The organism is Paenilisteria rustica (assembly GCF_013820765.1).
GTDB lineage: Bacteria > Bacillota > Bacilli > Lactobacillales > Listeriaceae > Listeria_A > Listeria_A rustica.
In genome coordinates this window covers 153,728-170,053 of record NZ_JABJVM010000001.1, presented here as the reverse complement: position 1 = coordinate 170,053, position 16,326 = coordinate 153,728, and the positions used below count along the sequence as shown (strand labels likewise).

Below are 16,326 nucleotides of genomic sequence, written 5' to 3'. Positions count from 1 at the left end.
CACTCCCTCATTGTTTTATTTTTATGGTAAAACTTTCATCAATCTCTGAAAAGTCCTTTGTCAGCGCATGAACCTTGATTTCCCAACGTCCTGTCGCATTTAAATATAGACCACTTGCCGCATATTCATTTTGTGAATTTTTTGACGCCTCAAACTCCGTCGCTTTCTTATTACCCGATGGAATCACCGTCAACGTCACCTTCTGAAAATCCGTCCGCGCCTGGCCATCCTGATCCGTAAATACAACTAGAAACGTATTATCACCAACAATTGCCGGGGCCACTTTTAGCGAAACAAAACCAGAATCCGTTGCCACTTTTTGCGAAAAAGCTTCTGGTGGCGCTGGGGGTGGTGTTTGTACATTCGTCAAAAATGCTGCTACACCGAGGATGACTAGGCCAATTCCAAATTCGGCGACAACAGTTTTTGCCGACATCATTTTCCCAGTCTGCCGCATGTACAAATAATGAACTAAGCCAAGCGCGCCCATCAAGAGAAACAGTACTATTTTCAGCAAAATAACCTTGCCGTATTCCGTCGTAAATAATTTCGCCATCGAGCCAAGATTCATCACGCTCATCAGCAAACCACTCACGATAATCATTCCCACAAAACTCGCGGCCCAAGGACTAAATCGATTCCATGCGACTTTCGCCTCTGGTTGTTTTGGCAAGAGTAAAAACAACACCACGATGCCACCTACCCACGCAGAAGCACTCACAAGATGCAAGAAATCCATTGGAATCGCGATTGTCTTATCTGGACTACCCGCCGCATGTCCCTGCATTGCCTTCGCAAATAATATGACGATAAAAAACGAAAGCGGTACAAGCCATAACCAGATCTTTTCCAAACTACCTTTCCAGAAAATAAGGAGAAAGCTTACAATTAAGCCTAACAGTCCCGCCATCTGAACAAGCCATAAATGCCCAATTCCCGAAGACTTTACTAATGTCCCCATCGCCGCAACATCCCAACTATTCCCACCTGTATAAATATGAACTTGCAATGGCAAAAATAATAGCAATCCAACGATAAGTTGTCCCAGTCCTACCACCAATACGCGAGCCAATCTCTTACGCAGCCTAGGAGTCACCGTATCCTTGTACAGCGCCAAGAAAAATAAGAACACACCCGATACCAAACTAAAGCCTATGTATAAAATCACTTTGACTGCTGTACTCGGCCAAGAAGAGGTCGCACTCGCTACTGACTGGCTATTCGCGGCAAAACTTTGATTTGTTTTCCCAACTTTAAAGGATATCACGCCTGAAACTGGATGTCCATCCGCCGATACAACTCGCCATTCCGCACTATAAACGTCCGCTGGCAAACCATCTTGTAACACAACTTCCACAACATGATCATTTTCTGGATTAATAAACGCCTTCCCTTTTTCCACTCGTCGGCCATCAGAATCCCGTACGATAATCGATGGATACTCATTTTGAATCATCTCCGTAAACGTCAACACCACTTTTTTAGGCGCTTGGTCTACTGCTGACTGATCCGCTGGTGTCGAACTTTGCAAATAAGCGTGTGCCTCGGCTAGCGTCGTCGGAATAAAGAACAAACACATCGCAACAACGCACCCAACACCCCACCATAACCATTGTTTCACCATCTATCCACCCCCTATGAAATCATCTACCTTCTAAGATACCATGCAACCTCTCGTTACGACATTAATCTGCTTCACAAAAAAGCCGCAAGCCCATGCAAGACTCCCGACCTCTTCCCTATAATCTATTGCTTCACTCGCGCCACGAATTGGAAGCGATTTCCAACATATTGTGAACGCGTAAATTCAAATGGTCTACCATCTTGTAAAAATGTAATTTGACGTAACTTCATCACCGGTGAACCAAGCTTCACATCCAAATACGGCGCCACTTTTTCAGAAACGAGTGCGGCTTCCATAATTTGCTCAGCTTCTCCTATATTTTGACCCAACTTCGACAAAATAGCTTCATAAAGCGAATCCATTATATCTTCTTTATTCAATAACGAAGCAATATTTTCCGGAACAACCACTACTTCAAATAAAATTGGTATCTTATCTCCGTAACGTATCCGTTCAATCCGCATCACATTGCTGTTCTCAGGTAATTGTAACGCCTCACGTTCCTGTGCACTGGCCGGTCTGATACCGTAAGAAACAATTCGCGATGATGGCGTTTTTCCCTCATGAATCATTAAATTCGTGAAACTGGTAACCGCTTCTAAATGTTCTGTCATCTTTTTCTCTGCGATGTACGTTCCAGCACCAACACGCCGCTGCAAAATCGTATCATCCACAAGCCCTTGAATAGCTTGGCGAACCGTCATTCGGCTCACATGAAACATCTCCGCTAACTGCCTTTCAGCCGGAATTGCTTTGCCAACTTGCCATGTTCCATCTTCAATTTTCTGCTTAATCTCACCTTGAATTTGAATATAGATCGGAATTCCCGACGACTTATCTATCATCATTTACACCTTCTTTTTGTAGAAATGAAGTATATCATAAAACACCAAGCTATTCCATCCTTAAAATGATTTAGCTTGGTGCTCTTTATTTCTTATAACAAGGATGCTGCGGCTTTATCCACAACAATCGTCACGTCTGGGTGGTTTTGTAAGACAGAAGCTGGAACACTTACATCCACTTTGCCTTCCACCGTATCCTTAATCGCTTGTGCTTTATTTTCGCCAAACGCTAGTAAAATAATCTTTTTAGCGCCCATAATCGACTTGATTCCCATCGAATAGGCATGTGTTGGTACATCTTCTTCACGCTCAAAATAAATCTTGTTCGATTCGCGCGTTGATTCCGTTAGCAAAACTTTGTGCGTCGGTGTTTCAAACGGCGTTCCTGGTTCGTTAAAACCGATATGCGCATTTGTACCGATTCCCAACACTTGAATATCGATTGGATGATCTGCCAAAACTTGCTCATAACGCGCACATTCAGCTTCTCCATCTTCCGCCAAACCGTCTGGCAGATAGCTTTCTTTAAACGGCTTTTTCGAAAACAACGCATCATGCATATAGAAATGATAGCTGTTTGGATCTTCTGCTGAAAGTCCAACATACTCATCCAAGTTCACAGAAACCAAGTTCGATGTATCTACATCACTATTCACAAACTCTTTATATAAATCGGTTGGCGTACTTCCTGTTGCGAGACCTAACGTTTTTGCTTCGCCAGCTTTAATGGCTTTCTCGATTAGTTGAAAAGCTTCTTTTGATGCTTCTGCTTTTGACTCTTTTACAATAATATTCATGATTTATTTCCTCCTATTGTTTGCTATGTTTTTTCCCGAATGAATAGGTTGCTTGGATTTCAAGCGCATCATTCAAAAGATTAAAGTCAGCGTCTTTACCTACTTCAATACCGCCTTTTGAATCTAATTTAAATTCCTCTGCTTGGTTAACCGAGGACATCAATACCGCATCTTCAATCGAACAACCAGTGAATTTCACCATGTTACGGAAAGCATCGTCATACGTTAATACACTTCCAGCAAGCGTTCCATCTTCCAAACGCGCTTGGCGATCCTTCACAAATACTTTTTGGCCACCTAATTCATAGTCGCCATCCGGCATTCCTTTCGCACGCATCGCATCTGTAATAATGTTGATTCGCTTCGGCCCCTTCACATTGTATGCCAGTTTAATCATGTCAGGATGCACGTGAATACCATCTACAATCAATTCTGCATGAATGCTTGGTTCCAACATAACGTGCCCTACAACGCCTGGTTCGCGGTGATGTAGCGGACGACAAGCATTATACATATGTGTCGCATGGCTCGCCTTACTAGGAATCAACTCCGCACGAACTGCATTAGAATGCCCAACAGACGGAACAACACCAAGTTCGATACAAAGATCCTCAAAAGCTGGCGATGTGCTGTGTTCTGGCGCATACGTCACTAATTTAATACGTTCCCCACTTGCCTTAAACCATTTTTTGAAAAGTTCCAAGTCAGGCGCGGTAATATATTCTTCTGGCTGAGCACCTTTGAAAACTGGTGACACAAACGGACCTTCCAAATGAATCCCACCGATTAACGGCTCGTCTTTTGCTACTTCGTCAATAACCCTTAACGCGTTCTCAATATTCTCACTAGATTGCGTCATTGTCGTTGGGAAATACGTGGTAATTCCTTCGTTCAACATACCTTGCACTTGTTTTTTTAATTTCACAGGATCAGCATCCATCGCGTCGAAACCAAAGCCACCGTGCGAATGAACATCGATAAATCCTGGTACTAACTTCTGACCTTTGGCGTCAACAACTTCTTCGTCCGCCACTTCTTGATAGTTTGTCATCGGGCCAACTTCACTAACAGTCTTATCAAACCTCACAAAACCTTCCTCGATAACGGAATCGCCTGTGTATATTACTGCGTTTTTAATTACTTTTGAAGTCATTATAAAACATCCCTTCTATAACTGGTCTATACCAATTATTATACAACTTATTTAAAAAAATGCAACCTCTTTACGCTCTTTCTTTACCCCTGATTCCAATAATTATGCATCTAGCTGGTGAAAATAAGGTACAGCATTCCCTGTCTTCAAATAAAAAAGGATATAATGAAAAAGATACAGCGCTTCTCTTGTTTTGAGAAAGGCTGTATCTTTGTGTGATTATTATTTATTCTTGCTCTTTTTTATCTTCGTTTGGAATATCTTTCTTTTCAAGTTCAGGAATGAGGACTTCTTTTTCTTTCTCTGATTCTTCTTCCTTCGCTTGTTTCTTCGCGTCACGCTCCAAATCCTCTAACAATTCTTCCATCGAAGCATTGTCTTTTTTCTTGAAGTTTTGTTTCTCGCGTTCGATAATCTCATCAACCATTTGCGTGAAATCTTGTGTTTTTCCTTTGATTGCTTCTTTACCTTTTGCTGTTTTCTTCTCGAGTTCAGCCATTAGTTCGTCAAATGTTTGCGATAATTCGCTTGTCATATCTGCTTGTTTTTTAGCCGTATTAGCAAGATCACGTTGCTTTTGTGCTTCATGATAATCTGTAACACTGCCCCAGCTCATATCATGGATGACTTTATCCATTTTTTCAGCTGTTTCGGCTGCATTTTTTTCGGCTGTTTCGGCTAAGTGTTGTGTTTTTAGGTTCTTCCATTTCAAGCGCATTTCGTGCATTTTTAATTCTAGCTTGTCTAATTGTTCTGTAGCATTATCGTAGTGTCCTTGCGTTGTTGCTAACTGCTCTTTATATTGCGCTACTTCTTCTTTTGCAAAATTCGCTAGCTTAGTTTCGCCAGCTTCTTCCGCGATTCCTGCTTGATATTCGCGTTTTTCGATGTATTTTTCAATTTCTGTACACTCTTTATAGAATAAAGACTTCAGCTCGCGTTGTTTGTCAACAGCACGTTCGATATCTTTCATTTCTTTCTTCGTTTGATCCATATAATAAGAAACGGAATTGCGTTTTTTCTCTTCACGTTTTTCTTTCATTGCATCCCAGTCGTTATTCACTGCTTGTTTAAATTTATTAAAAAAGTTTGTCATTGTTTTTTCCTCCAATTGTTTAATATCTATTAGTAATCAAATGTATTCGTGTTTGTTGTCTTACGCTTATTCCTAGTTAAGAAGTAAATCAACGCAACAACAATGGCTACTGTGAGAACGCCATGCAAATTAGATAAAATAACTAATGCACCAACACCGATAAGTATGCCGTACAAAATCTTCTCGCCTGTACTATTTGCTATCATAAATTGTCTTAAAGCCCAATAACCAAGAGCCGCTCCAAGCGCCGCCATAATCGCGGGCCAAAGGAAAACAATGATTGCAATGATGAGCGCTGCGACTAATACTCCAATAATAATTCCTCTCATGATTATGTCCTCCTTGCTTTACTATACAACTATCATAAAATAGATTCCGGATTTCAGTAAGCTACTCGAGTTTGAACTTTCACTACAACTAGAGTCCTACTCCAACTATTCTATAAGTATATTCTATGTATACGATTTCTTAGTTCTTACTATATCAAATCTTGCGCTAACTTACTAGCACACCTTTAAAACTCCCATCGAAAAACACCCTTTTGATTCGTTCGATACACTTTCTATCGATTCTGATTTTTATTTTTTCTTTACAAAGGTTATACTCTGAATGGGGGTGATAAATCAATGAACTTATTGATTCTCTAGGTATCGGAGGTGATTGTTAAATTTAGTACAGTAAGGACTTTTTCAGCGTGTGTTTACAGTGGATAATAGACTAGTGGGATGAATGGAAATAGAGGTGAAGGGGAAATGAAACGAGAAATAAACAAGCATTTGACTACGATTTTGCGTCATTTAGATGATGGTGGTCTATCGCTCACGCATTTCAATAAAGCGAGTACTCAGATAGAGAGAAAAACGAACCTTAGTAAAGATATAATTCTAGTTGTCCTCTACACGTTGGAAAGTTATGGGTATGTGTTTCGAGTATATCATTTAGAAGATATAACGTATCACATTACCCCAAAAGGGAAACGGCTTCTAGAAAAAGAATAGAAATATCGAGATGAAAAAAGCCTACCGCGAGTGAAGATGCTTAGCGGTAGGCCATAAGAACATTATTTTTTTAGCGCTTGTCTTCTGTTTTCATAATCAATACTCGTCATCGCACCTTCTGAAATCATATTATTTTCTTCCAAATCAAGCTCTTCTTTTCCTTCTTCAAAGGGATCCAATGTTTTTTGATTCCATAGCACATAGGCGATAACTCCACTAATGGCACCAACAGCCGTTCCTAGTAGCACCCAATTCTTCTTATCTTTCATCTCATACCTCCCCTTCCTAATCGATGTCCTTCTTCCTTTTCCCACTCTATATGAAAATAAACCGCATCTAACAAAAGACACGGTTCACAAAAATAATATTCTTCTAGGCTAAAAATGGATCTTTTGGCTTGCGGACGAAGCTGAGAATTGCTGCAATGACAAGCAATAATCCCGGTACAAATCCGGCTACGACAAAGCCACCAATTGTGACGATAATACCTGCGATTAGGAACATAAATCCAGCAAGTACAGGCTTCTTATTTCCAGTAATACAAATCAAGCCAATAACTAGCAAGACCGTGAAAACAATCGTTGCAATTAGAGCAAGAATGGCATATGTATGCACCATATCAAGAATTTGTTTAGCACTCGGCACATCCGACGCGGAAATACCTGATTCCTCTAGACTTTGGTAATAGCTTCGCGTGAAAGATGCGACACCCTCTTTTGTACTGGCGGCACTATCGATAATAAACCCTATCGCTGTAAAACCAACTAAGGTTACTAATCCGAAAAGCATACCAATAACAGCTAGGACAACCTCTGCTGTACGTTTAATCATATTATTCTACTCCCTCATTTCTTACGTGTTTGTTTTCAGTATACTATAAATACATTCCCCTGTAAAAATAAAGATGTCATTTTCATAGGATAGAAGATGCGTTTTCCCGAAAAAACTTGTATACTTTATAAAGATGTTGTTATTTTAGAAAAGAGGATTTTGCCTATGTGGAAAAAAAGTTTATGGATGGGATTGTTATCAGCTATTTTTGTTGCGGCTTCCGTACTGTTATTACTTCAATTGAATGGGACGCATCGGGAGGTGAATCAAAGTGTGACACCGACCATTTTTATTCACGGGTATCGTGGGACTGATAGATCGCTTCACGGAATGATTCGCCGTTTTGATCAGAAATATGATTGGGCGACGGATGCTTTGACTGTTAAGGTAAGCCCAACTGGTGATATTTCTGTAAAAGGAACGTATAACGGCAAACGAGCGGATAATCCACTTATTAATATTGTTTTTGCTGATAATCGTGCAACGGTGACACAACAATCTTTATGGACGAAAAAAGTGATGCGCTATTTGAAAGATCACTATGATGTGACAAAGTTTAATGCCGCCGGACACTCGATGGGTGGCGGTGCTTGGGTTTCTTACCTCGCTTCCTATGCTAACAATCCAGATTATCCGGAGGTTGAGAAGATTGTCTTTTTAGCTGTTCCCTTTTATCCGGAAGAGTATGTGAACGGCGATCAGGAAGTCGATTTGGACAATGCGAGCGCTATTCATACCAAGTTCGCAAAACAGATGGAGCAGAAACTAAAAAGTACGACGCGAATTATGATTATTGGTGGTAATTTGGAAGACGGTTCGAATAGTGATGGTGAGGTCAAAATTGATAGTGTGATGTACGGCAAAGAGCTATTTACGAATCAATATGTGGAAGCTCACACGCTGACTGGCCCAACCGCAAAACATAGTAACATGCATGAATTACCAGTAGTGGATGAATATGTTGCTAAATTCTTATGGGGATTTAAGGAGTCGACGAAATGAAGAAAATTTTAATCACTTTTACTGTTTTAGCGGTCTTCGCTGTGGGATTTGGCTTCATCTTCGCGACACATGACGCGACGGAAAAGCAGCCCCAGACCACAAATACTGTCACGAAGAAAGCTCCAACAAAAGACGCGGCAGTAAAAGTTAAAAGTATTGATACACCAACTCTATTCTTACACGGCTATTCTGGAACAAAGAATTCGATGGGTCACATGATGGACCGGCTTGCTAGAAATGGTGACGCTAATCGCTCACTGGTTCTATCAGTTACACCAGAAGGCAATGTAAAAGCAACCGGTGATTGGGACAAATTTGCGACAAAACCGCTGATTCAAATCCTTTTTGAGGACAATAAGAGTTCTTTGACCAATCAAACAATCTGGTTGCAAAATGTGATGCGCACACTCAAAAACGAGTATCATATTCCTACTGTGAACGTTGTCGGTCATTCGATGGGCGGCGTTGACTGGGCGAGTTATTTGGAAGAAGCTAGCGATAAAGCCGATTTCCCGACCGTTACGAAGCTGGTTGCTATCGGCGCTCCTTTTAACGGACTAGTCATTGGTGAGGATGGTAAAACGGCTTATGATTTAACGGAGAATGGCCCCGCGACAAAAACAGAGCGATATCAAAATTTTATAACGAACAAAAAAGCACTACCTGTAGCGCTGGCGGTTTTGAATATTGCTGGTGATGTGCAGGATGGTACGAAAAGTGATACGAGTGTTTCCTTAGCAAGCGCGCTATCTGGTAAATTTATTTTTGATCAGGTCGCTAGTTATAAGGAACTTGTATTCACAGGAAGTAAAGCACAGCATAGTAAACTTCACGAAAATAAAGATGTTGATACAGCCGTAAAACAATTTCTCTGGCCATAACAAAAAGGCGCTGCGTCCGATGATACTGGATGCGGCGCCTTTTATTATTTCGTTTTCTTCTTTTTGAAGCCCCAGAAACTGCGGCTTTTTATTTCGGCTTCATTTCCGCGTACGCCTAATACATCGAATAGGAATACGACAACTGGAATACCCACAATCAAGCCCCATACGCCGAAGAAATGCTCGGAGAAAATCAGGATGATGAAGGTATAGAAAACTGGCAAATCGGTTTTTGATGACATTAGCTTTGGATTGAGAATATAGGTTTCAATCGAATGCACAATGACAATCGTGATTAAAATAACTATGACATCCGTAATGCCACCTACGGAATAGGCGATTATCGAAAGCGGGATACACGAAATGATAACACCGGCAACTGGGATGAGCCCAAGCAAAAACACCATGATCGATAAGGTTAACACTTGTGGGAAGCCCATCGCGATTAAAGCAATCGTTGTCAGCACGGTATTCACAATCGCAATTAAAAATTGTGCCTCTAAGACAACGCCAAATGTGCCTACAAATTTCTTACCAAAATAGGCAACTTCGCGGAAAACAGCCCCCATTTTGCTCGTTAGGAATTTACTTGAAAAGCTAACAACACGCTCTTGTTCCAAGGAGAAAAACAGGCTCAATATAAGGGACATAAAGAAGGCAACACCAATACTACCAATCCCACTTAGCGATCCAATAATGAATTTCAAACCAGAATTAATATAGGCTTTGACATTGGAATCATTGAATAAATTCATCACATATTTGATAAAATCGTTATTTCCAGGGTTATTATAGAATTTCATGACACCGTTGAACGTGGAAACAATCTGTTGGATAATAATTGGCAAGTAATGCGTAAATGCGATATATAAGAATATCACAATCAATATGTACAAGACAATAACGATTAATTTCCGTGGCACCTTCACCCATCTTAAAATCACTTTTTCCAATCGTGTAATTAAAAAAGTGAAGATGAAAGTTAATAAAATCAGATCAATCATGCTTCTCACTAAATATAAAACAAAAATGAGGAGCGCAAAAATAAGAACTCGTTGTAATGCTGTGTTTCCTTTAAATTTCTCCCATAGTTCTTCCATAGAACACACTCCTATCGTTTCCTTATCATATTCTAGCACATTTTTGCGGATCATGAAAAATTTAGTTATTTTTTCTACTAAAAATCTGCAAAAATTGACTTTCAAGGCTTTACATTTGATCGAAAAAGTTGTAATATATCCTATGAACCAATCATCCTACCTTTAAAAGGAGTGTCGCAATAATGCTACATAAACTACAAAAGAAATCATTAGTTGAACAGGTTTCTAGCCAGATTCAAGAGATGATTAAGGACGGCGTTTGGCGAATTGGGGATCGTTTGCCAAATGAATCAGATTTGATGGAGCAGTTTGGCGTCAGTCGGAATACGCTACGAGAAGCCATTCGAGCTTTGGTGCACGTCGGGCTACTCGAAGTCAAACAAGGCGACGGCACATTTGTGCTTGCAACAAGTGAACTAAGTGCCGTACTTCAAAAAAGAATTCAAAGCGCCGCGGTGCTGGAAATTTTAGAGGTAAGGCATGCGCTTGATCGCGAGGCTGTGTCGCTTGCTTGTTTGCGACGAACGGAAGACGATTTAGCACAAATGGTGACATATCGCGATCAGTGTTTACAATTTACGATGGAAAACAATTTGGAGAAGTTTGTGGAGGCGGATTGGCAGTTGCATCAAGCTATTGCTGCGGCTTCTTATAACCCCCTTTTGATTGATATGTACGCCCATTTGTTCGAGGAAATTCAAATGTCAATCACGAGTACGACGGAAATGAATGATGCGAATGGGGCTGGTCATAATGATCTTATTCTAGCCATTCAAAATCAGGATGCGGCCTCGGCTGTGCATTGTGTTGATATGTATATTTCGCATTTTAAACAAATTGTGCTACCAAAGAAAGGAAAGTGAAACAATGGACGAAGAAAGACGGAAAAGGCGGAGTCGTATTTTATTAATAGTTGGTATTTTGCTGGTAGCCGCGAACTTACGGGCTCCTATTACGGCGCTCAGTCCGCTTCTTAGTTATGTTCGTGTGGATTTACCACTTTCTAACACGATGACTGGATTTTTGACGACGTTACCACTGCTTGCCTTTGCGGGCTTATCCCCTTTTGTGTCCAAATTAGCGCGCAGATGGGGCATGGAGTTTATTGTCTTTTTTGCAGCATGCTTGATGGTAGTCGGAAGTTTGATTCGGCCATTTGGCGGGATTCCGTTACTTTTATTTGGAACGTTTCTCATCGGACTAGCTATCGCGGTTGGAAATGTATTGTTACCTAGTCTCATCAAAAAGGAGTTCCCTTTTAAAATGGGATTAATGACAGGGATGTATTCGATTTCCATGAACGTGTGTGCGATGTTAGCATCTGGAATTAGCGTGCCAATCGCGGTGAATTCAGGCTTTGGTTGGCGAGGCGCTCTCGTAGTGTGGTCTGGCTTTGCGATTATCGCGCTTCTGATGTGGTTGCCGCAATTGAAGTATAATCAGAAAAGCCTGCCCCTATCTGTAGCGCAAAAACCGAGACAGAGCATTTGGAGTTCTCCTCTTGCTTGGAAAATCACGCTCTTTATGGGGATGCAATCGACTTTATTTTATGTAATGGTCGCCTGGTTGCCGTCGATACTCATTAGTCAAGGAATGGCGAGTACGCAGGCTGGTTTCATGTTATCTTTATTCCAACTCGGGATTATTCCATTTACATTCATCGTACCAATTATCGCCAGCAACATGAAATCGCAACGTCCGATTGTTATTATGATGACGGTTTTGCTACTTGCTGGAACCACAGGGCTTATTTTTGGCGCGGGAGACGCGTGGATTGTTGGGCCGTCGGTATTTATGATGGGCGTGGCCTCTGGAACGGCTTTTAGTGTGTGTATGATGTTCTTTAGTTTGCGGACATCCACGGCAACGGAAGCGGCTGATTTGTCTGGAATGGCACAATCGATTGGGTATTTATTAGCCGCGGCTGGCCCAACACTGTTTGGTGCGCTTCATGATATGACGGATAGCTATACGGTACCACTTACAATTATCGTGGTTGCTGCCTTGTTATTATTTATTACTGGAATGGATGCAGGACGCGATAAAAAGGTTTTTGGGAAATAAGAAAAGGCAATTTCAGCTTGAAAACTGAAATTGCCTTTTCTTATTTTTCTATATATGTCCATTTAAAGCTGTATGGTGCGCCGAAAAGATGTTTGACTACGCCTTTTACGTATGGTTTTTCAAGGACTGCTGTGGCGTTTTGATAAAGTGGTGCAATTGCTGCATCGTCATCTAGCAAGACTTTTTCGGTTTGGAGCATGGCTTGCCAACGTGCTTCTGGATCTGTTGCCAGAGTTGTGGAAATATCGGTTGTCAGTTTGTCATAAGCCGGGCTTGAGTAGCTCATATTGTTGTAATTATTATCTGTCTGCCAGCTTGCGATGTAGGTCATTGGGTCTTTGTATGCTGGTGCCCAACGTGATAATTGGACGGTATAATCTTGCGCCTTATCAAGTGCTAGCCTGTTTTTATAAGGAACGGTTTTTAGGTTGATTTTAAGTCCGTCAAGATTTGTTTCTAGCTCACTTTGAATGAACTCCAGCGTTTTCTTCGCGAATTCTTGGTCGTCGCCTACTAGTTCAAGCGTGATTTCGCTTTTACCGAGTTGTTGCTTCGCCTTCGCAAAATGTGCTTTGGCTTCTGCGACGTTGTATGTGAGGTGATTGCCGCTATCTTCGCGGAAGTCTTTACCCGTTTTTGGATTTTCGGCAAAACCGTTTGGAATCTCACCGTCGATTGGTGTCGCGCCATTTGCAATAACTGTGTCAGCAAGTGCTTCTTTATTAATCGCTTTAGCAATGGCTTTTCGCAGTTCTACGTTAGCAACATCCGTTTGTTTTTGATTAAATTTCAGCCAGTATACATAGGAATCGGGTTCTGCGACGAACTCTTTATTATCTTTATATTGGCTCGCGTAATCGCCAGTTAAAGGTGCGCGATCGACTTTTCCAGTGTTGTAGAGATTGACGGCTGAGCCTGGTTCTTTAGCAACCTGGACATCGATGCGGTCTAGTTTGACGTTTTTCTTATCCCAATAATTATCGTTTTTGATGAAGCTCCAGCTCTTGCTTGTGCCGGACCAATCTGACATGGTAAAAGGACCGTTGTAAAGTAAATGATCGGAATCTTTAGCGAAATCTTTGCCCTCTTTGGTCACGTAAGCCTCTTTTTGTGGATAAAATGGACCAAATGTGAGGAGTGAATTGAAATATGGAACGGCTTGTGTTAGCTTGATTTCGATCGTTTTGTCATCCAGTGCTTTCACGCCGAGTTCTTTTGGATCTTTTTTGCCGTCGATAATATCACTCGCGTTAGCGACAACATCTCGGTACAAGAAGGAATACTGTGCACCTGATTTTGGATTGACGACTTTGCGCCAAGCATAGATGAAATCGTTGGCTGTAAGGTCTGATCCGTCTGACCACTTGGCTGTGTCGCGGATTTTGATGGTGTAGGTTTTCTGATCATCACTTATTTGAGGCATTGCTTCGGCGGCGGCTGGGATGATTTGGTCGTTTTTATCAAGCGTATACAGCCCTTCAAAAACTTGGTTCATCGCTGTGAAACTGACGCCATCTGTTGCAAGTGATGTGTCCATAAGTGGAATTTCTGTGGATTCAATGACGCGCAGAACTTGCTTATCTGAGGCGTCGCTCGCCGTGTCTTTTCCTCCTCCACATGCTGCTAATACGAGCATGCTAGCTACTAGAATCAAGCTGATAATATACCTTTTTTTCATATGTATAACTCCCCTTTTTTGTGTGGCTATTTCTATCATACGCTATTTTGGTGTGAAAATAAATACCTTTTTCTAAATTAATAGAATTATTTTATAATGTTTACTACGTTAAAGGAGATAAGCGCTTGACCTATCTCCTTTTTCGGTAGATTAAACTTGTTTTGTATCTTCGTATTCTTGCTTTATATCAGCTAGTAGTGTTTCGTTCGTGTAAAGTTCTAGAGCGGTTAGTGCGAGGAGTTTGGCGCCTTTGATTAAGGCTTTGTCTCCTGCTGCGGATCTTGCGGCTTCACGGAATTCTACGGTATGCCCAACGAGGTCACTCGAGCCAATTTTGATATAAGGATGGATTGTCGGGATAACTTGGCTAATATTCCCTGCATCTGTCGAGCCAATGCCGCGGCTATCGGTAATAAGCGGCTCATCTAGTTGCTCAGCGATACGCGCGAATAGGCGATTAAACTGTTTGTTAATCAGGAAATCATCGACGCCATTTTGGATATTTGTCACTTTAAAAGTCGTACCTGTTTGAATCGCGGCACCTTCTGCGACTTGGATGACGCGCTTCGTAATATCATCGAGACGGCGACGTTTATCGGCACGCGTGAAGAAACGGGCACGGGCGTAATCTGGAACGATATTTGGTGCTTGACCACCGTCTAAAATGATACCGTGAATACGCACATCGGAAGTCACGTGTTGGCGCAAGGCATTGACACCGTTATAAAACTGGATGAGCCCGTCTAGTGCGTTGATACCGTCTTCTGGGTTGGCCGCTGAATGGGCTGGTTTCCCGAAAAACTCGAATTCTAGAACGTCTACAGCGAGAGATGGTGTTGTTAGCGCGGAATCGCTCGATGGATGAATCATTAACGCAGCATCGATGTCTTTTAGAAGGTTATGCTTCACGAAACTCCCTTTCGCGCTACCATTTGGTCCACCTTCTTCTGCCGGTGTTCCGAGTACGACGACTTCACCGCCAGTTTCCTCGATGACTTCCGCGAGCGCAATGGCTGCAGCAACACTTGTTGTCCCAATGATATTGTGTCCGCAGGCGTGTCCTAGCCCTGGTAAAGCATCATATTCCGCTAAAAAGGCAACCGTCGCGCCTGACTTCTCTGCTTTTTTACGAGCGAGGAAAGCCGTTTTGTGACCAGCTACGTCTGATTCCACTGTGAAACCAGCTTTTTCAAGGACCGTCGCCAATTTTTCACTTGCGTAGAATTCTTCGTTGCCGATTTCAGGATGATCATGAATGTCATGACTCACTTCAATGTAAAAATCTTGATGCGCCTCAATGTTTGTTTTAATGGCCTCAGACCATGTCAGTTTTGCTTGTACCATGTGCAACGCCTCCGTATTTCGAATTTATTTTTTAGACCACGTTTCTTTATACGTTTCTAGCTCATCAAGCGGAACAAATGCCGGAATCGAGCTACCTTTATATGTTGTATCGATAAATTTCTTCATTTCATCCGAGTGGTAAATTTCTACGATTTTTTTCAAAGCTTCGCGATCCGTGTCCCCTTTTCGAACGGCAATAATGTTAATGTAAGGTTTCGCCGTATCCGACTCTAGGAAAATCGAATCTTTTAGTGGGTCAAGTTTCGCGTCAACTGCTACGCCGTTATTGATAGCTGCTGCGTCCACATCGTCCAATGCACGCGGGATTTGGCCGGCCACCATCGGTTTGATATCCAATTTTTTCGGATTTTCTTTAATCGCTTCCGGTGAGCCATTACCATCGAAATCATCAACAAGCTTGATAAGCCCAGCCTCTTGTAACAAAAGCAACGCGCGGCCATAGTTCGTAGCATCATCAGGAACAGCGATTGTAGCACCATTTTTAATATCCTTAATATCTTTGACCTTGTTCGAATACACGCCCATTGGAGCAATAACTGTCGAAGCAAGCGGCTCAAGATCTAGCTTATTTTCTTTAATAAAAGAATCGAAGTAAGCAATCGTTTGAAATGCATTTGCATCTAAGTCGCCATCAGCAAGTGCGCGGTTAGGCAACACATAGTCGCTAAATTCTTTCAATTCAATATTAATGCCATCCTTCTCAGCAATCCGCTTAATTTCAGGCCAAGTGCGATCCCCAGCACTAACGCCAATCACCAAATTCTTCTCATCCCCACTTGCCTTCTCGTCCCCACCACCACAAGCCGTAACAACAACTGCCAACAAAGCTAAAGTCAAAACCAATACCAATTTTTTCATCTAAAAAAACTCCCTTATTATTTTTTATTGTTAA

Annotated in this window: 17 protein-coding genes; 5 read left to right on the top strand and 12 right to left on the bottom strand. The window is 41.7% G+C overall.

Annotation, left to right across the window (positions count from 1 at the left end; genetic code table 11):
- Positions 1-7: 7 nt before the first annotated feature.
- From HPK16_RS00800 to HPK16_RS00775, 6 genes are all read right to left on the bottom strand, one after another.
- Positions 8-1,624: a copper resistance CopC/CopD family protein gene (locus HPK16_RS00800; RefSeq protein ID WP_181675116.1), complete on the bottom strand. Its 1,617-nt coding sequence runs from the start codon at positions 1,622-1,624 to the stop codon at positions 8-10.
- A gap of 122 nt (positions 1,625-1,746) precedes the next feature.
- On the bottom strand, positions 1,747-2,469 hold the full coding sequence (locus HPK16_RS00795; protein ID WP_181675328.1) for a GntR family transcriptional regulator: 723 nt from the start codon (positions 2,467-2,469) through the stop codon (positions 1,747-1,749).
- Between the two features lie 92 nt (positions 2,470-2,561).
- A complete protein-coding gene (locus HPK16_RS00790; protein ID WP_181675115.1) occupies positions 2,562-3,266 on the bottom strand; it encodes a glucosamine-6-phosphate deaminase in 705 nt (234 codons plus the stop codon).
- 13 nt (positions 3,267-3,279) lie between these two features.
- Positions 3,280-4,419 (bottom strand): N-acetylglucosamine-6-phosphate deacetylase, encoded by a 1,140-nt coding sequence (gene nagA / locus HPK16_RS00785; RefSeq protein WP_181675114.1) that lies wholly within the window; start codon positions 4,417-4,419, stop codon positions 3,280-3,282.
- A gap of 226 nt (positions 4,420-4,645) precedes the next feature.
- On the bottom strand, positions 4,646-5,515 hold the full coding sequence (locus HPK16_RS00780; protein ID WP_425487902.1) for a PspA/IM30 family protein: 870 nt from the start codon (positions 5,513-5,515) through the stop codon (positions 4,646-4,648).
- Positions 5,516-5,544: 29 nt separating this feature from the next.
- Positions 5,545-5,844 carry a lmo0954 family membrane protein gene (locus tag HPK16_RS00775; RefSeq protein WP_181675113.1) on the bottom strand — a complete coding sequence of 100 codons (300 nt, stop codon included), beginning with the start codon at positions 5,842-5,844 and terminating at the stop codon, positions 5,545-5,547.
- 423 nt (positions 5,845-6,267) lie between these two features.
- Between HPK16_RS00775 and HPK16_RS00770 the strand changes: the two genes are divergently transcribed.
- Positions 6,268-6,513, top strand: a complete 246-nt coding sequence (locus tag HPK16_RS00770; protein WP_181675112.1) for a DUF3116 family protein — start codon at positions 6,268-6,270, stop codon at positions 6,511-6,513.
- A gap of 62 nt (positions 6,514-6,575) precedes the next feature.
- Here the strand turns inward: HPK16_RS00770 and HPK16_RS00765 are convergent, their stop codons facing one another.
- Together HPK16_RS00765 and HPK16_RS00760 are read right to left on the bottom strand one after the other, a co-directional pair.
- On the bottom strand, positions 6,576-6,782 hold the full coding sequence (locus HPK16_RS00765) for a hypothetical protein (protein ID WP_181675111.1): 207 nt from the start codon (positions 6,780-6,782) through the stop codon (positions 6,576-6,578).
- A 103-nt stretch (positions 6,783-6,885) separates the two neighbouring features.
- Positions 6,886-7,344, bottom strand: coding sequence for a DUF4064 domain-containing protein (locus HPK16_RS00760; protein WP_181675110.1), 459 nt, complete (start codon positions 7,342-7,344; stop codon positions 6,886-6,888).
- 165 nt (positions 7,345-7,509) lie between these two features.
- Between HPK16_RS00760 and HPK16_RS00755 the strand changes: the two genes are divergently transcribed.
- Together HPK16_RS00755 and HPK16_RS00750 are read left to right on the top strand one after the other, a co-directional pair.
- Positions 7,510-8,346 (top strand): alpha/beta hydrolase, encoded by an 837-nt coding sequence (locus HPK16_RS00755; RefSeq protein WP_181675109.1) that lies wholly within the window; start codon positions 7,510-7,512, stop codon positions 8,344-8,346.
- A complete protein-coding gene (locus HPK16_RS00750) occupies positions 8,343-9,227 on the top strand; it encodes an alpha/beta hydrolase (protein ID WP_181675108.1) in 885 nt (294 codons plus the stop codon). Before HPK16_RS00755 ends, HPK16_RS00750 begins: the two co-directional genes overlap by 4 nt.
- Positions 9,228-9,271: 44 nt before the next feature.
- Here HPK16_RS00750 and HPK16_RS00745 read toward each other — a convergent pair whose 3' ends face one another.
- Complete coding sequence (locus HPK16_RS00745) at positions 9,272-10,327, bottom strand: AI-2E family transporter (protein ID WP_181675107.1); 1,056 nt, start codon at positions 10,325-10,327, stop codon at positions 9,272-9,274.
- 182 nt (positions 10,328-10,509) lie between these two features.
- Here HPK16_RS00745 and HPK16_RS00740 point away from each other — a divergent pair, with 182 nt between their 5' ends.
- Positions 10,510-11,190, top strand: coding sequence for a FadR/GntR family transcriptional regulator (locus HPK16_RS00740; RefSeq protein ID WP_181675106.1), 681 nt, complete (start codon positions 10,510-10,512; stop codon positions 11,188-11,190).
- A gap of 4 nt (positions 11,191-11,194) precedes the next feature.
- Positions 11,195-12,391, top strand: a complete 1,197-nt coding sequence (locus tag HPK16_RS00735) for a CynX/NimT family MFS transporter (protein WP_246369190.1) — start codon at positions 11,195-11,197, stop codon at positions 12,389-12,391.
- A gap of 40 nt (positions 12,392-12,431) precedes the next feature.
- Here HPK16_RS00735 and HPK16_RS00730 read toward each other — a convergent pair whose 3' ends face one another.
- The 3 genes from HPK16_RS00730 to HPK16_RS00720 all read right to left on the bottom strand — a co-directional run bounded on the left by HPK16_RS00730 (position 12,432) and on the right by HPK16_RS00720 (position 16,292).
- Positions 12,432-14,069, bottom strand: a complete 1,638-nt coding sequence (locus HPK16_RS00730) for a peptide ABC transporter substrate-binding protein (RefSeq protein ID WP_181675104.1) — start codon at positions 14,067-14,069, stop codon at positions 12,432-12,434.
- Between the two features lie 150 nt (positions 14,070-14,219).
- The gene (locus HPK16_RS00725; RefSeq protein WP_181675103.1) at positions 14,220-15,413 is read right to left on the bottom strand and encodes a M20 family metallopeptidase; all 1,194 of its coding nucleotides are present in this window, start codon (positions 15,411-15,413) and stop codon (positions 14,220-14,222) included.
- A gap of 24 nt (positions 15,414-15,437) precedes the next feature.
- Entirely contained in the window at positions 15,438-16,292 is an 855-nt protein-coding gene (locus HPK16_RS00720) for a MetQ/NlpA family ABC transporter substrate-binding protein (RefSeq protein WP_181675102.1), read from the bottom strand.
- Positions 16,293-16,326: the final 34 nt, after the last annotated feature.

Coding starts and splice junctions, on each gene's coding strand:
- HPK16_RS00730 (WP_181675104.1), bottom strand. CDS start 14,069: ATGAAAAAAAGGTATATTATCAGCTTGATTCTAGTAGCTAGCATGCTC.
- HPK16_RS00770 (WP_181675112.1), top strand. CDS start 6,268: ATGAAACGAGAAATAAACAAGCATTTGACTACGATTTTGCGTCATTTA.
- HPK16_RS00755 (WP_181675109.1), top strand. CDS start 7,510: ATGTGGAAAAAAAGTTTATGGATGGGATTGTTATCAGCTATTTTTGTT.
- HPK16_RS00765 (WP_181675111.1), bottom strand. CDS start 6,782: ATGAAAGATAAGAAGAATTGGGTGCTACTAGGAACGGCTGTTGGTGCC.
- HPK16_RS00750 (WP_181675108.1), top strand. CDS start 8,343: ATGAAGAAAATTTTAATCACTTTTACTGTTTTAGCGGTCTTCGCTGTG.
- nagA (WP_181675114.1), bottom strand. CDS start 4,419: ATGACTTCAAAAGTAATTAAAAACGCAGTAATATACACAGGCGATTCC.
- HPK16_RS00790 (WP_181675115.1), bottom strand. CDS start 3,266: ATGAATATTATTGTAAAAGAGTCAAAAGCAGAAGCATCAAAAGAAGCT.
- HPK16_RS00725 (WP_181675103.1), bottom strand. CDS start 15,413: ATGGTACAAGCAAAACTGACATGGTCTGAGGCCATTAAAACAAACATT.
- HPK16_RS00735 (WP_246369190.1), top strand. CDS start 11,195: ATGGACGAAGAAAGACGGAAAAGGCGGAGTCGTATTTTATTAATAGTT.
- HPK16_RS00740 (WP_181675106.1), top strand. CDS start 10,510: ATGCTACATAAACTACAAAAGAAATCATTAGTTGAACAGGTTTCTAGC.
- HPK16_RS00780 (WP_425487902.1), bottom strand. CDS start 5,515: ATGACAAACTTTTTTAATAAATTTAAACAAGCAGTGAATAACGACTGG.
- HPK16_RS00800 (WP_181675116.1), bottom strand. CDS start 1,624: ATGGTGAAACAATGGTTATGGTGGGGTGTTGGGTGCGTTGTTGCGATG.
- HPK16_RS00720 (WP_181675102.1), bottom strand. CDS start 16,292: ATGAAAAAATTGGTATTGGTTTTGACTTTAGCTTTGTTGGCAGTTGTT.
- HPK16_RS00775 (WP_181675113.1), bottom strand. CDS start 5,844: ATGAGAGGAATTATTATTGGAGTATTAGTCGCAGCGCTCATCATTGCA.
- HPK16_RS00760 (WP_181675110.1), bottom strand. CDS start 7,344: ATGATTAAACGTACAGCAGAGGTTGTCCTAGCTGTTATTGGTATGCTT.
- HPK16_RS00795 (WP_181675328.1), bottom strand. CDS start 2,469: ATGATAGATAAGTCGTCGGGAATTCCGATCTATATTCAAATTCAAGGT.
- HPK16_RS00745 (WP_181675107.1), bottom strand. CDS start 10,327: ATGGAAGAACTATGGGAGAAATTTAAAGGAAACACAGCATTACAACGA.